General features: G+C 63.4%; 15 protein-coding genes. 9 read left to right on the forward strand and 6 right to left on the reverse strand.

The features are described from left to right. The 5 genes from ASF71_RS23545 to ASF71_RS06475 form a co-directional block, all read right to left on the reverse strand. Positions 1 to 589: restriction endonuclease subunit S (locus tag ASF71_RS23545; protein ID WP_162243090.1), on the reverse strand; the 589-nt coding region annotated here is incomplete at its 3' end. Further along, complete coding sequence (locus ASF71_RS06465; RefSeq protein ID WP_056296859.1) at positions 586 to 2061, reverse strand: N-6 DNA methylase; 1476 nt, start codon at positions 2059 to 2061, stop codon at positions 586 to 588. The genes ASF71_RS06465 and ASF71_RS23545, both read right to left, overlap by 4 nt. A gap of 216 nt (positions 2062 to 2277) precedes the next feature. After that, positions 2278 to 4371 carry a type I restriction-modification system endonuclease gene (gene hsdR, locus ASF71_RS06470; RefSeq protein ID WP_200939670.1) on the reverse strand — a complete coding sequence of 698 codons (2094 nt, stop codon included), beginning with the start codon at positions 4369 to 4371 and terminating at the stop codon, positions 2278 to 2280. After that, positions 4269 to 5492 (reverse strand): DUF4145 domain-containing protein, encoded by a 1224-nt coding sequence (locus ASF71_RS24675; RefSeq protein WP_200939671.1) that lies wholly within the window; start codon positions 5490 to 5492, stop codon positions 4269 to 4271. The genes hsdR and ASF71_RS24675 overlap by 103 nt, the downstream gene beginning before the upstream one ends. Before the next feature lie 223 nt (positions 5493 to 5715). Continuing rightward, on the reverse strand, positions 5716 to 6627 hold the full coding sequence (locus tag ASF71_RS06475; protein WP_056296861.1) for a LysR family transcriptional regulator: 912 nt from the start codon (positions 6625 to 6627) through the stop codon (positions 5716 to 5718). A gap of 80 nt (positions 6628 to 6707) precedes the next feature. Between ASF71_RS06475 and ASF71_RS06480 the strand changes: the two genes are divergently transcribed. The 9 genes from ASF71_RS06480 (at position 6708) to ASF71_RS22385 (ending at position 12378) form a co-directional block, all read left to right on the forward strand. Next, on the forward strand, positions 6708 to 7523 hold the full coding sequence (locus ASF71_RS06480) for an inositol monophosphatase family protein (RefSeq protein WP_056296864.1): 816 nt from the start codon (positions 6708 to 6710) through the stop codon (positions 7521 to 7523). After that, entirely contained in the window at positions 7523 to 8200 is a 678-nt protein-coding gene (locus tag ASF71_RS06485) for an NADPH-dependent F420 reductase (RefSeq protein WP_056296867.1), read from the forward strand. Before ASF71_RS06480 ends, ASF71_RS06485 begins: the two co-directional genes overlap by 1 nt. A gap of 210 nt (positions 8201 to 8410) precedes the next feature. Next, positions 8411 to 8797 carry a hypothetical protein gene (locus ASF71_RS06490; RefSeq protein ID WP_056296870.1) on the forward strand — a complete coding sequence of 129 codons (387 nt, stop codon included), beginning with the start codon at positions 8411 to 8413 and terminating at the stop codon, positions 8795 to 8797. 229 nt (positions 8798 to 9026) lie between these two features. Then, on the forward strand, positions 9027 to 9431 hold the full coding sequence (locus ASF71_RS06495) for a DUF4260 domain-containing protein (RefSeq protein WP_056296873.1): 405 nt from the start codon (positions 9027 to 9029) through the stop codon (positions 9429 to 9431). After that, on the forward strand, positions 9428 to 10267 hold the full coding sequence (locus tag ASF71_RS06500; protein WP_082505643.1) for an alpha/beta fold hydrolase: 840 nt from the start codon (positions 9428 to 9430) through the stop codon (positions 10265 to 10267). Before ASF71_RS06495 ends, ASF71_RS06500 begins: the two co-directional genes overlap by 4 nt. A gap of 4 nt (positions 10268 to 10271) precedes the next feature. Next, entirely contained in the window at positions 10272 to 10901 is a 630-nt protein-coding gene (locus tag ASF71_RS06505; protein WP_056296876.1) for a TetR/AcrR family transcriptional regulator, read from the forward strand. Positions 10902 to 11057: 156 nt separating this feature from the next. Further along, positions 11058 to 11648, forward strand: a complete 591-nt coding sequence (locus ASF71_RS06510) for a recombinase family protein (protein WP_235514182.1) — start codon at positions 11058 to 11060, stop codon at positions 11646 to 11648. Positions 11649 to 11677: 29 nt separating this feature from the next. Continuing rightward, a complete protein-coding gene (locus tag ASF71_RS06515; protein ID WP_156372657.1) occupies positions 11678 to 11950 on the forward strand; it encodes a type II toxin-antitoxin system Phd/YefM family antitoxin in 273 nt (90 codons plus the stop codon). A gap of 5 nt (positions 11951 to 11955) precedes the next feature. Next, complete coding sequence (locus tag ASF71_RS22385; protein ID WP_235514186.1) at positions 11956 to 12378, forward strand: PIN domain-containing protein; 423 nt, start codon at positions 11956 to 11958, stop codon at positions 12376 to 12378. A 258-nt stretch (positions 12379 to 12636) separates the two neighbouring features. Here the strand turns inward: ASF71_RS22385 and ASF71_RS22390 are convergent, their stop codons facing one another. Further along, a complete protein-coding gene (locus ASF71_RS22390; RefSeq protein ID WP_156372658.1) occupies positions 12637 to 12858 on the reverse strand; it encodes a hypothetical protein in 222 nt (73 codons plus the stop codon). Positions 12859 to 13252 lie beyond the last annotated feature (394 nt).

Below are 13252 nucleotides of genomic sequence, written 5' to 3' on the forward strand. Positions count from 1 at the left end.
AGAATGCGGGCACGCTCCCAGAGAGGCTGTGACTTCGACACTCCCAGACTCTCGCGTCTGGGAGCGCTTTTTTCGTCTTATGCAGGTGCAACTCCTGAGGAATAGGTATGGAGTTCAATGTTATCTGATTGATTTTCGGTAAAACGGTTCTATCCTGACTCATTGCCGCCATGGAATTAAAATCGTCGGACAATAGCCAATACTTGAGAAATATTACCGACGACTCTTTTCCAGAAATCGGATACATATCAGCGCTACAAAGCCCAGAAAAATTTACAACTACTGCCTTTCTGAGGTATGGCCGTATCTTAGAATACAGAAGCTGTCCTGGATAAAATACGTGCTTTCCGCTACTTACGCCATCTTCGGCAATAGTGCTGTACGAGAGAAGCCTACCAGTCAAAGACTCTATGTGATTTGGAGCTATATGAGGCATGTCTCCAAATGGAAGTGGATCAACTAAGTTTGACTCGATATTTGCCGCCAGCCCGAATGGCGCCCATTGCCAATTATTCGGAATCTCATGCAGTTCAAGGCCTTTGTAAGTTTCAGGTAATACATCACCCAGAGGCACAGTTTCATCGATCATGATAGAACTCCGGCTTCTTCCAGTGTTTGCTGGTCTTCACCTAGTTCCAGCAGGATGGCCCGCAGCTCCTCCATCGCGCCCGCGAGTTCGGTCAGGGCTTCCTCCGCTAGCTGCGAGGGCTCGGGCAGGTCGCCGCTGTCCGCGCTGTCGTCGCGCAGCCAGCTGATGTCTAGGCTGTCGCCCCGCTCACGGATCTCCTCCCGAGTGAATTTTCGGAAGCGGCCCTCGGTGCCCGTGTCCACCCGCCGCGCTAGGGCGTCCTCACTACCCCAAGGATCGTCGCCGTAAGCCTCCTCGAATTCTTGGAAGTGCTCGCGGGTCAGGGGCGTGCGCTTGCCGAACTGCGGCATGTTGGCGCGCAGGTCGTAGACCCATACATCTTTGGTATTGCCTTTCTCGCCGGCGCCACGGGTAAAGAATAGTACGTTGGTCTTGACGCCCTGCGCGTAGAAGATCCCCGTGGGCAGGCGCAGGATGGTGTGCAGGCGGCACTTGTCCATCAGGTCGGCGCGAATCTGCTTGCCCTGGCCGCTTTCGAAGAGCACATTGTCTGGCAGGATCACGGCGGCCCGGCCGTGCGTCTCCAGGCTGCGGTAGATGTGCTGAAGGAACATGAACTGCTTGTTGCTCGTCTGGAAGGTCAGGTCGGTGCGCCGCGCGTCGCCGGTGCCCTTCTTGGTGCCAAAAGGGGGGTTGCTCAGGATTAGGGTCGCCTTGCCCAGCTTCTCGTAGTCGGGCGTCAGGGTGTCGCCCAGGTGGATGCCGCTGCGCTCCGGGTCGTTAGCGAGGCCGTGCAGCATCAGGTTCATCAGTGCGAGGCGGTGGGTGTCGGGCACGAGTTCCATGCCGTGAAAGGCCCGTTCGAAGTAGTCGCGCTGCTTAGCCTCGGCCCAGTCGTAGACGTCCTCATGCGCCTTGACATAGTGGTCGGCGGCGATCAAAAAACCGCCGGTGCCCGCCGCCGGGTCCTGGATGCGGTCGCCGCTGCCCGGCTTCATCACGGCCACGATGGCGTCGATGAGCGGCCTGGGCGTGAAGTACTGCCCGGCACCGCTCTTCTTCTCGGTGGCGTTCTTCTCGAGCAGTCCTTCGTAAAGGTCGCCCAGGCCTTCTTCGCGGGCGCTGTACCAGTCGAGCGTCTCGATGGAGTCGATCAGCTTGCGCAGGGTGGTGGGCTTGCGCATGAAGCTGTTCGCGTCGGCGTAGATCTGCCCGACGAGCGGGTGCTTGTCCTTGCCCAGGTCGAGGAGCAACTGGCGGTAGAAGTCCAGCACACCCACATTGTTCTGCTTGCGCAGGTCATCCCAGCGCTTGCCCTCGGGTAGCTGGCCCTCCTCGCCTGTCTCCTTGAGCATCTTGAGGAACAGCAGATAGGTCAGTTCGGTGACGTACTGGTGGTAGGTTACGCCGTCGTCACGCAGGTCGTTGCACAGGTTCCAGAGCTTCTGGACGATGTCGTTCGTTTTGGTCATGGTCGGGAGCCTTTCAGGATGGAGAGGATGAGGCCAGGGCGCGGTTTAGCGCCCGCCGGAAGCGCTCGGCGTTGGCTTTTGAGCGCAGAAGGAAGGCCGCCTCACGCCTGGCCCGCCGCCGAGCGACGCGGCGCAGACGGAGGGCCAGACCAGTAGAGCAGTTCACCCTCCTATTCTGCTGCCTACAGCCCAGGTGCTTTGTTCGTGCCTGAACGCTTATCCAGCCCGGGCCCAGACCTCGTCCTGCAGCCGCTCCAGGATGGTCGGCAGCTCGCCCCCGAAGATGCGCTCGTTCAGGCGATCGAAGCCTCCCACCTCGCGGCGTACGGGATTGCTCGGCTCGTCCATGAAGGCCCGGTCGATCACCTGGTTGGCCTTGAGCTGGCTGGCGAGGCGGGTCAGCCAGGTGGGCTGCGGCGGCGTCCACGTCCGCGAGCCGAGCAGCCGCGCCAAGGCGGCGTCCACCCGCGCTTCGAACGGCTGCGGGGCCTCGTTCCCGGCAGCCGCCCGAATGAAGCCGATGATGCTCGCGGCAGCGTCCACCTGCCGCGTCTGCGCGAAAGCGGTGCGCAGCGCCGCCTCGCTGAAGCCCTGACGATCGAGTTCGCGGCGCAGCGCCAGCAGGTCCGCGCGGCCCAGGCTGCCCGGCCGGGTGAGCACGGCGGTGAGGGCAGGCAGACGGTCGCGCTCGCGCTCGATGAAGGTCAGAAACCCCGCGAGGTAGTCGTCGGGACGCTGTCCGGTCGGGTAAGCCTGGACGACTGATACCACGGTGTCTTCGTGATCGCTGATGAAGATGGGCTGCCCGCCCCGCGTGCGCCCCGTGTCGAGGACGACCATCACCGGCGCGGCACTCTCCAGCAGGACTGGAAGATCGGCCGCGGCCGCGCCCCGTAGGGCCCCCAGGAACGCCTCCACGCTCAGGCTGGTCTCGCCCTCGAAGGTGTCCTTCGCCGCGTCGGTGAGCCGCCGGCGGACCCGCTGGAGCTTGGCGACGAGTTCGTCACGCAGCAGCAACCGGGCTTCCGGCGTCGGCGCACGCAGGGCATCCTCGGCGAGGCTGACGAAGGTGCGGCTGGGCTGGCGGACCACCGGCCCCATGGTCGTGAAGTCCTGCACGGCCTCATAGGCGCGCACGGCGTCGTAGATGCGGAAGGTCGTCTTGCCGATGTCCGGGGCCTGCCGGGTAGCGCGACCCAGCATCTGCTCGAAGAGAATGCGGCTGCCCACCCGCCGCAGGAACACTAGGTTGGTGATGGCCGGCACGTCGATGCCGGTGGTCAGGAGGTCCACCGTCACCGCGATGGCCGGCTGAACCTCGGTGCGGAAGCGGTGCGTGAGCTTGCGCGGCTGGTCACTCTTGCTGGTGATCTTGACCACCGATCCGTCGTCGACCTCGCCATGGACCCGGCGCAGTTCCTCCTTCAGGGTGGCCACGATCTCGTCGGCGTGCAGGTCGTTCACGGCGAAGATCAGGGTCTTCTCCGGCCCAGTGGGGCTGATGTTCTGCGCCAGGAAGGCACACACCGCCCGGTTGAAGCCCCGGGTGATCACGCGGCGGTTGAAATCTTCGACCTCCAGGCCGATGTCGTCCGGGGCCTCGTACAGTTCGGTGGCGTCTGCGCCGGGCGTGTAGGTAGGGATGGTGTCGCCGCGCCTGAACTGCAGCCCGCTCGTGCTGAGCTCGGTTTCGATGAGATAGGGCGGGTCGTGATCCACCAGGACACCGTCGAGCACCGCGTCACGGTAGGTGTAGGCGAAGACGGGCAGCCCGAAGATCTGCGTGGTGTGCAGGGCCGGCGTGGCGGTCAGGGCGACTTTCACGGCGTCGAAGTGCTCCAGCACCTGCCGGTAGCGGCTGACGTACTCCGATTCGTCCCGCCAGCCCAGTTCGGCGTCGGCGAGGTCGCGGTCGAGGGTGTACCCGCGGTGCGCCTCGTCGACCACGATCAGGTCGTAGGTGTCCACCGGGGGCGGGCTGTCCGACAGCACCCGGCGGGCGAGGCCCTGCACGGTGGTGATGTGGACGGCCGTCGAAGCGTCGGCTGGGCCGTCGTCGATGCCAGTAAGGCCGAAGGTCTCGGCGAAGGTGCGCGTGCCCTCCAGGCGGGTGGTGGCGAAGCTGCCCTCGGCCTGGACAGCGAGGGTCTCGCGGTCGACCAGGAATAGGACCCGCCGGGCGCGTCCGGTCTTCAGGAGGCGGTAGATCAGGGCAATGGCTGTCTTGGTCTTGCCGGTGCCGGTGGCCATCGCGAGGAGCAGGTCGCGCTGCCCGGTGCGCAGGGCGGCTTCGACCGCCAGGATGGCCATTGCCGCAGACCCACGCTGTAGTCGAGATCCTCGTGGATGAGCTGCGCCTCGGCCGTGTTGACGTTCTGTTCGAGCAGAGCGCGGAGCCCCTCGGGCGTGTGCCAGCCCGGCAGGGGGTAACTCGGGTTGACGCTCCGGCGCGCGTCGCGGAACCAGATGCCGCTCTGGGTCTTGAGCTGCGCGAGATACGGGCGGCCGTTGGTGGCATAGAGGAAGGGAATGTGGAACGGGTCCGGTGCCCCCCAGGGCCTACCGGGAGACGTCATTTCTGGTCCTGACAGGTCGAAGCCCTGGCTGTAACGGGCGGCCTGCTCCAAGCTGCTCATCACGGCCTTGTTTATTCGCTTCGCCTCGACCACTGCGACGGGCGTGGCGCCGAGGAACAGGACATAGTCGGCCGGCCCCGTAGCGGTGGGCCATTCCGCGATGGCCAGATTCCGGCCTGCCTCTGGGCGGGTTCCCAGGCTGTAGCGCAACTTCGCACTGTCGACTTCCCAGCCCACCGACCGGAGTTGGACATCGATCAGCTGCCGGGTCTGGTCTTCAGTAAGGTCGAGCTGGGTCGCGGCGGCCTGCGCAGCCTGTACGACTCGGGCCGGACTGCTGGGCGCCTGGGCCTGCACCTGAGCAAGCCGGGCTTCGGCGTCCTGCCGGGCTGCCTCCGCCTGGGCAAGCAGGGCACGCAGGTCTTCAGGACGTTCGGCGGACTGAGGCAGGATGAACTCGCCCCGCACGTACCCGGCATCGTGGAAGGTCCGGATCAACCACACGCCCAGGATCCAGGCAAACTGCAGAAGATTCAGGGCCTGCTCGTGCTCACCGGTGAAGGCGTGGCTCGCCTCGTTGCCGGTGCGGCGCAATTCGGTGAGGAGCTGCCAGACCTCCTGCGGAAGGATGCCCTCGCGGCGCAGCCGGGCCAGGCGGTCGTGCTGCGTTTCGCCCTCAACCAGCAGGCCAGAGCGGGCAGCAATGACCTGCGTCAGCGCCTCAGCGTACTGGCGCAGCTTAAGCAGGGCGGTGTTGGGGTCGTCGAGAAGGTAGCGTTCCGCGAGGTAGCCCAGCTGGGCCAGGAGAGGATCAGTACGGGCGAGGTCGGCAAAATTGGAATGAGACAAAGTCACAGGGAAGTCTCCTGAAGCGGAATGACCGTAGCCTACAGGAGCGTAAACCTCCTGTCAGACGCAACTGACCTCAGGGTGTCAGGAGACAACAGGTATGACCCCTTCTGGCTCCATAGAGAGTCAGGGTAGGGGTCACGCCACGGATCGGCCCTGCCCCCGTCCCTCTTGTGCAAACGGCCATTTGCGCAAGTCTGACACATCGTTTCCCGCTTCCAAGATCCGGCTAGCTCAAGATCTGTCGTACGACACCGCGCACCTCATCTCTGAACCAGCGGCTCGCGGCATCTCCATCTGTTCGCATATGCCAAGTCATCATCACCGGCACGGGCTCAACGCGTACAGGGACTGGACGTCTCTCCAGTCCTAAGGCGCTCAGTGTCGCTCCCATCATCTTCGCGGGCACACTGATGAGCAGCTCACTTTGGGCGGCAAGCTGTGCAGCGACCGCTGCGACCGGGACAGCCACGACAACTTCGCGGGTCAGTCCCTGCTTCGCAAGTGCAACATCCACCGGGCCATGCAGACGACCTCGACGCGAAACACTGACGTGTTGTGCCGCTGCAAACCGCTCCGCTGTCAGCTCCCCTGTCAGCAACGGATGCTGCGCCCGCAACGCCACAGTCAGGTGGTCATGCCCGACCACTTCCGTCACCAGATCCGGTGCCGGTGGAGGAGCCGCGCCCAACATGAGATCGGTCTCGCCGCGGCGCAGATCTTGCACCTCTTCGTCCGTACGCCCCTGGGTCTCACTCAGCAAGCGTAATTGCACCCTTGGTGCTTGCCGTGTCACTTCGCTGACCACGTGTGGCACCAGTGCATCCAGCAAGGCGTCGTGCCCGCGCAACGTAAAGGAGCGCTGGAGCGTCGCAAGATCGAGGGCCTCTGGGGGCTGGAGGAGTGCCCGTGCCTGGAGCACCGTGGCATGCACCTGTTCCTGGATGCTCAGGGCATAGGGCGTCGGTGTCATGAACCGGCCGCTGCGAACCAGGATGGCGTCCCCGGTCACCCGCCGGATCCGCCCCAGCGTACGGCTCATCGCCGGTTCAGACAGGTTCAGCCGGAAGGCCGCGCCGCCGACACTGCCCTCTTCTAAGAGCACATCTAACGCCCTCAACAGATTCAGATCGAGTTGCATTCAAGTAAAGATACTTCTGCGTCAGTTGCATTTGTAGTTAAGTTGTCGGGCGGATAAGGTCGGTGTCAGGAGGTTCTTCCATGACAACTCAACCCGATCAACTGCTCCTTGACCCTGTGGTGCACGCCTTGCGCGAAGCGGGTACTGTACTTCGCTCCCGCTTCGATCCCCATCGCCGCCCGCCTACAACCCTGGAGGACGTCGTCCAGGCCATTGACGCCAATGACGCTGCTGTTCTGGAGGTCCTGCGCCCCCGCCTGGAAGCTCTTCGCCCCCAGGCCCATTGGGCAGAGGACGAATTGGAAAGCGGGGCCCTGCCAGACGGAGAGTGGTGGGTGGTGGACCCGGCCGAAGGCAACATCAACCACGTGCAGGGCCTGACCGAGTGGGGCGTCACCGCCACGCTGATCCGTGACAACCAGCCTGTCCTGACCGCCGCCTATCTCCCCCTGCAAGAGCAGCTCTTCACGGCGGTTCAGGGAGGCGGCGCCTTCCTGAACGGAACGCCGCTGCAGGTGTCGGACAAGCGGGAGTTGCAGGCCGCCATCGTCGGCACGGGACAGGCCCGACCCGGGGAAGACCCGCGTGACCTGTACCGCTTAGGTCTCTCCGTCCCAGCCGTGATGGAACGCGCCCTGGTCGTGCGCGTGTCGGTCCCGGCCACCCTCCCGCTGCTGGAGGTCGCGTCTGGACATTTGGACGCGTTCTGGCAGTTCAGCGGTGTGCGCAGCGGGCTGGTGTCCGGGGCACTCCTGGTCCAGGAGGCGGGCGGTCAGGTCACGGACGTGCTCGGGCAGCCTTGGACGGTGCAGAGTTCGACCTTCGTGGCCAGCACGCCCGGGATTCACACCGCACTGGTCGACGTGCTGTCACCCCTCGATGGGGCGGGGGCCTGATGTCAGGCGCCCCCCTCACTGTCAGCATCCTGGGCACCGGTCGCGTCGGCACGCATCTCGCGATAGCGCTTCTTCAGCAAGGCCATACGGTCATCCTGGGCAGCCGCTCCCCTGAAGAGGCCACCGCTCGCTGGACGGGGCCCACCGTGCCGATTCTTCCCCTAGCAGCAGCGGCAAGCGCGGCTCCGCTCGTCGTGAATGCCTTACCCGGCGAGCAGGCCTTGACCGTACTCAGCGGTCTGGAAACCGCGCTCGCTGGCCGGGTCCTGCTGGATGTGGCCAATGCCACGACCCGCACGGAGGGGGGTCTGACCCTGCTCTATCCTGGGAGCAGTCTGGCCGAACGGCTTCAACTGGTGCTGCCGGAGACGCGAGTGGTGAAGTCGCTCAATACCATGATGTACCGCGTCATGACCGATCCACAGGGACAGGCTATGCCGCCGACCGTGTTCCTTGCAGGAAACGATGATGGGGCCAAGCAGGCTGTCCGGGAACTGCTGGGGGCCCTGGGATGGCAGCCGGAGTGGCAACTGGACTTGGGGGACGTCACGGCGGCGCGCGGTACGGAAGCGCTGTTTTTGGTGGTGCCGTCTCTGGTGCAAGTCTTGGGGTTTGTCCCGTTCAGTGTGAGCGTGACGCAAGCCAGGAAGTCTGGGCTCGAGCAGACGAATCGATAGGAGAACCTGATACCTCCGTCTCTCTTGCGGAAACGAGCGTTTCTGCAAGGGAGGCGGGAGCGGAGGCTGGACGCACAATTTGGGGTGCGCAAACCTGTTGCTTTAGATCCTCAATTGGCAAGACCTTTGCGCAAGCCGCCGCCAGAGCAACCTCCTATCCCTTACTTTCTATTTCACTTATTTCACTTGACCTCTCTCCAAGAGGTCAAGATGACGTTGCAACTGAAACAGGTCGTCCAGCAGGAAGATCTTCGTCTTGTCCAGGACGCCCTGACCCAGCTGGAGCAGGGCGAACGTACTGTGACACTTCCCTCTGTGTTCACACCCTTTCTCAGCGATCTCCTCCGCCATATCCAGCAAGGCGAAGCGTTGACCGTTGTCACGACAGAGCAGGAGTTCACGACCAACGAGGCGGCCGCGCTTCTTGGAGTCAGCCGACCCTTCCTCATCCACAACCTGCTCGACGCCGGCATGCTCCCTTCCATCGCGTCGGCAGTCATCGCCGGATTTCCGCAGGGGATCTACTGGCTTACCGCGAGGAACAGCAGAGGCGCTCTGCTCTGCTCGACGAACTGGCCGGAGAGGCTCAGGACCTAGACCTCTACTGAATCCTATCGTGCTCTGTGATGCCAACGTCCTGTACGGCCAGTGGCGCCGTGAACTTGGTGATGTGGCTGGGCATGGTCGCGTTGGTGCGCCCGCGCTGAACGGAACGGATCGAACAGGAGTGGGTCAGCAACCTCCTCGACTACCGTCCTCACCTAGAGTCAGTTTGACAAACTAATCCAATTAGCTTATAACTAACAGCATGAGCAAAGGAGCGACTATGAGACAGGATTCGACTACCACCCTGCTGCGTCTGGAAGCTGCCGGCGTCTTCGCCCTCACCCTCACCGCCTACCTGATGACCGGTGGCCCCAGCTGGCTGTGGTTCCTGGTGCTGTTGCCTGATCTCTCGTTCCTCGCCTACCTCGCTGGCTCCCGGACGGGCGCGGCCGGGTACAACTTCGCGCACAGCTACCTCACACCCATGCTGCTGGGCCTCGTGGGCGTGCTAACCCACCACCCGTTCCTGCTCAGTGCTGCCCTGATCTGGGCCGCGCACATTGCTGCCGACCGCGTGCTCGGTTACGGCCTCAAGCGGACCAGTGGCTTCGGTGACACCCACCTCAGCCAGAAACAGTCAGGAAAGACCATGAAGGTACAGTCCTTGCAGGGGGTACAGGCATGAGCTTCCCCCAGTCCGCCAGTACACAGCCTCCGAAGACCCAGTATCTCCAGCGCCCCGATGGTCAACTGGCCTACGACGACCAAGGACAAGGCCCGCTGATCGTGGCGGTACCCGGCCTGGGCGACTTGCGGCAGACCTACCGCCTGCTTACACCCCAGCTGGTTGCTGCCGATTACCGGGTGGTAACGCTCGATCCGCGCGGCCAGGGCGAATCGAGCGCCCAGTGGCCCACCTATTCCCCCATGTCGCTTGGCGACGACCTCAGCGCCCTGATCGAACACTTGGGCAGCGGCCCTGCCGTCGTCGTCAGCAACTCCTACAGTGGCGGCGCGGCGATCTGGACAGCGGTGCAGACGCCCGCTCTCGTCGCGTCAATAGTCCTGATCAGTCCTTTCGTCCGCGATCCGAAGACGTCTGCCATGCAGCGCCTGATGCTGAGTGCCATGACGCATGGCCCCTGGAAGGTCGGAGCCTGGATGGCGTACCTCGGCACGCTGTTCAAGGGGGGTAAGCCCAATGACGACGCGGCCTACCGGGCCCGGCTGAGCGCCAACCTGCGTGAGCCGGGCCGGTATGCGGCGCTCCAGGCGATGCTGGGCGAGACCCGCGCGCCCATCGAAGCCCGGCTCGGCGAAGTCCAGGCCCCGAGCCTGGTGCTGCTGGGCCGGGCCGACCCGGATTTCACCGACCCCGCCGCGGAGGCCCACTTCATCGCCACGGCCCTGCACGGCGAAGAAGTACTGCTAGAAGGGACCGGGCATTACCCACAGGCTGAGCGTCCAGATGAGACAGCACGCACCATTCTCCAGTTCCTGGCAAAGCACCCGGAGGTTTGAGGACATGGCCCCTCGACCAGGACTGACAGCGGACCTTATCATCGCCAACGCGGCGGAACTGGCAGACACCGTGGGTCTCCAGGGGTTTACCTTCAAGGAGCTGGCTGAGAAGTGCGGCGTCAAAACCCCCTCGCTGTATAACCACGTCCCCAGTTTGGAGGCAGTTCACCAGGGTCTGGCTCTGCTGGCGGTTCGGGAGCTGGCGGTCCGGATGCGCCGGGGAGCAGTAGGGCTTCAGGGACTGGACGCGCTACGAAGCGTCGCCCATGCTGAGCGGCAGTTCGCACGGGAGCGTCCCGGCCTATTCGCTGCCATCCAACGGCACGTGGAAGATCAAGATGAGGAGTTGCGGGTGGCAGGGCACGAGCTGCTGGAGATCCTCCTGGCAGTGCTGCGCGGCTACCCCTTGGAGGGGCAGGCGATGATTCACGCGGCGCGGGCGACGCACGCGGCTTTAATTGGGTTCGTGCTGCTAGAGAGCAAACAGAGCTTCGGATTGCCGACCCAGGTGGACGCCAGTTTCGAGTGGTTGATCGGAATGCTAGACGCCGGATTACGGACTGCCAACAGGTCAGACAGCATCGCACTTGTGGGAGAGAATGGATTGATTCGGGCAGATATTGGCCTCAAGTAAGGCTAAGGCCGCCGAGAACAGCGCCTCCGGAGGCAGAAGGTTCGGCTCACTCTGTCCTGGCAGGACCTCGCGCAGGCCTTCAAACAAGATGGTCTCGCGCAGTTCAGCCGGCTATTGATCGACCATCCGTCGGACGCCTGAATCTCCTCTCGCCTGTTGAGCAATGCGTTTGTGCAAGCATCCGCCATGCTCATTGGTTATGCCCGTGTTTCCAGAGAGAAGGATCAGGACACCGCCCTACAGCTCCGGACCCTCCAAGAGGCGGGGGCTGAGCGGGTGTTTACTGAGCACGCTTCAGGAGGTCGCTGGGACCGACCCGAGCTGCACCGGATGCTCGACCAACTACGCCCTGGGGATGTCCTGGTGGTCTGGAAGCTTGACCGCCTGAGCCGGAGCCTCAAGGATCTCTTGCACCTCATGGAATTGGTTGAAGGGAAGGGCGCAGGCTTCCGGAGTCTCACCGAGGCGATCGATACCACCACGGCGGCCGGCCGAATGATGATGCAGATGGTGGGGGCCTTCGCTGAGTTCGAACGCGCCATGATCCGCGAGCGCACCAAGGCCGGGCTAGATCAGGCACGGCAGGAAGGCCGCATTGCTCACCCCTCAACAACAAGAGGAGATCTGCGAGGCGGTCTCTTCAGGGCGCAAAACGGCTGCGCAGTGCGCCCGGCTCTTCAAAGTCCACCCCAGCACCATTACCCGGCTCCTCCAGCACGCCTCCAGCCAAAAGGGCTAGAATGTTAGCCAACATGCTCGCCATAAGGAGGGAGCCGATGCGCAACGTGGGAATCAAGGAACTCAAGGATCAGGCCAGCACCATTGTTAATACGGGAGAAGCCGTCATCATCGAGCGGTATGGCCGACCCGTCGGCATGTATGTCCCCCTGGGCGCCCAGGATGCCGGCGACAAGGCTCGCGCTTACCAACTGGCGGAGAACATCAATCGTTTGATGACTCAGATTGCCGCTCAGAATGGTCTGACCCCTGAAGCCCTCGCGGATGAGCTCGCGCAGATCAGCGCTGATCCAGACCGTCAAGCCTCTTGAACCTGGTGGTCGATGCCAGTGTCCTGGTCGGTGAAGTTCTACGGGCCCGTGGCTTGCTGCTGCTCAGTTCACCGGCCCTGACCTTCTTCCAACCTGAACATGCTGCGGGTGAAACACGGCATGAACTGCGGCGCCGCGGCCTGAGCATGGTGCGGTCTGGCCGGGCCACCGCTGAGCAGGTCGACACCCTGCTGGCCGATGCGCTGGCCTTCCTTGATGCCCAGGTGATCTACGTTCCGGCCACGGAGTACCGCGCGCATGAAGAAGAAGCCCGCCAACGGATTCCCCGAGACCCCAATGACTGGCCGTTGGTTGCGCTTGCCCTCCAGCTCGGTCAGGTCCCTATCCTGACGCTTGACGGGGATTTTCTCGGTTGTGGGCTGCCCACGTGGACGCCGGAGACCCTCCGCTTGTACCTGGGACTCTAGCGAGCATCCATGCTGATCTCCCTCTCGGTGCGGCATTGCCTCAGGACCTCGAGACCCGGTGCATAGCGTTGACTTCGTATGAATAGGAGGCTATATTCAAGAAATCAAGGCGACCTTCGGGTCGCCTTCTTCGTTGTCGTCATGCTAGTCTGAACCTCTACGCGGCCAGAGCAGAGCGAACACAGGTCAACACGTAGCCCTTGGGTGACTGGAGTTCCCTGCGCTTCCGGTACGCCCGTGCGACGATCTCCAGCAGCTCTACCGGATCAATCTCCCCAGGATGTCGCTGGCCTCGCAGACCGTGAAGCCGAGCCGCCGCAGACCGTCGTAGGCCCGCACAAAGGGTGCGACCGGTTGCCCCAGTTGCTCGTAGAACGAGCGATGCACCCGGACGAGGACAGGATGGTGCTTCTCGACCTGTCCAATCACGACCTGTTCCCGACCCTGGAAGATGCAGGTCCACTGCATCACCGCGCCCACAGGCCAATGTTCCCGAGTCGCTGGCACTTCCAACCACAGACCCGGTGGCGCAGCCGCAGGAGCAGAAGCACGTCTCGTCCGCACCCTGGGGGACACGATCAACGCGGACAGATGAGGCCAAGCTGGATCCAGCGCCGCCGCCTCCCCGGGCTCTCCTGAGACCATCTGACGCAGCACCCCGGACATCAGGCACTGCTGCCGTTCCGGATCCTCGATCCCTCCACACAGCGCCAACGCCTGAAACAGTTCTGTCGTCGTCCGCGCGGTCGTCAGTGCATGCGCCCTCATCTGCTCCTCCAAGTCAGCTCAACTCTTGATCGAGTTGCGCGCTCTGGTGCTGCAAGTTGCCTAAGACCTGTCGAAAGGGCTCGGCGGTCTCCAGTGTACGGAGACG

This window comes from Deinococcus sp. Leaf326 (assembly GCF_001424185.1).
In the GTDB taxonomy this organism is placed as follows: domain Bacteria; phylum Deinococcota; class Deinococci; order Deinococcales; family Deinococcaceae; genus Deinococcus.

Excerpts from the sequence above, each read along its gene's own strand:
- ASF71_RS06465 (WP_056296859.1), bottom strand. The coding sequence starts at position 2,061 with ATGACCAAAACGAACGACATCGTCCAGAAGCTCTGGAACCTGTGCAAC.
- hsdR (WP_200939670.1), bottom strand. The coding sequence starts at position 4,371 with ATGGCCATCCTGGCGGTCGAAGCCGCCCTGCGCACCGGGCAGCGCGAC.
- ASF71_RS06475 (WP_056296861.1), bottom strand. The coding sequence starts at position 6,627 with ATGCAACTCGATCTGAATCTGTTGAGGGCGTTAGATGTGCTCTTAGAA.
- ASF71_RS06480 (WP_056296864.1), top strand. The coding sequence starts at position 6,708 with ATGACAACTCAACCCGATCAACTGCTCCTTGACCCTGTGGTGCACGCC.
- ASF71_RS06485 (WP_056296867.1), top strand. The coding sequence starts at position 7,523 with ATGTCAGGCGCCCCCCTCACTGTCAGCATCCTGGGCACCGGTCGCGTC.
- ASF71_RS06490 (WP_056296870.1), top strand. The coding sequence starts at position 8,411 with ATGACGTTGCAACTGAAACAGGTCGTCCAGCAGGAAGATCTTCGTCTT.
- ASF71_RS06495 (WP_056296873.1), top strand. The coding sequence starts at position 9,027 with ATGAGACAGGATTCGACTACCACCCTGCTGCGTCTGGAAGCTGCCGGC.
- ASF71_RS06500 (WP_082505643.1), top strand. The coding sequence starts at position 9,428 with ATGAGCTTCCCCCAGTCCGCCAGTACACAGCCTCCGAAGACCCAGTAT.
- ASF71_RS06505 (WP_056296876.1), top strand. The coding sequence starts at position 10,272 with ATGGCCCCTCGACCAGGACTGACAGCGGACCTTATCATCGCCAACGCG.
- ASF71_RS06515 (WP_156372657.1), top strand. The coding sequence starts at position 11,678 with ATGCGCAACGTGGGAATCAAGGAACTCAAGGATCAGGCCAGCACCATT.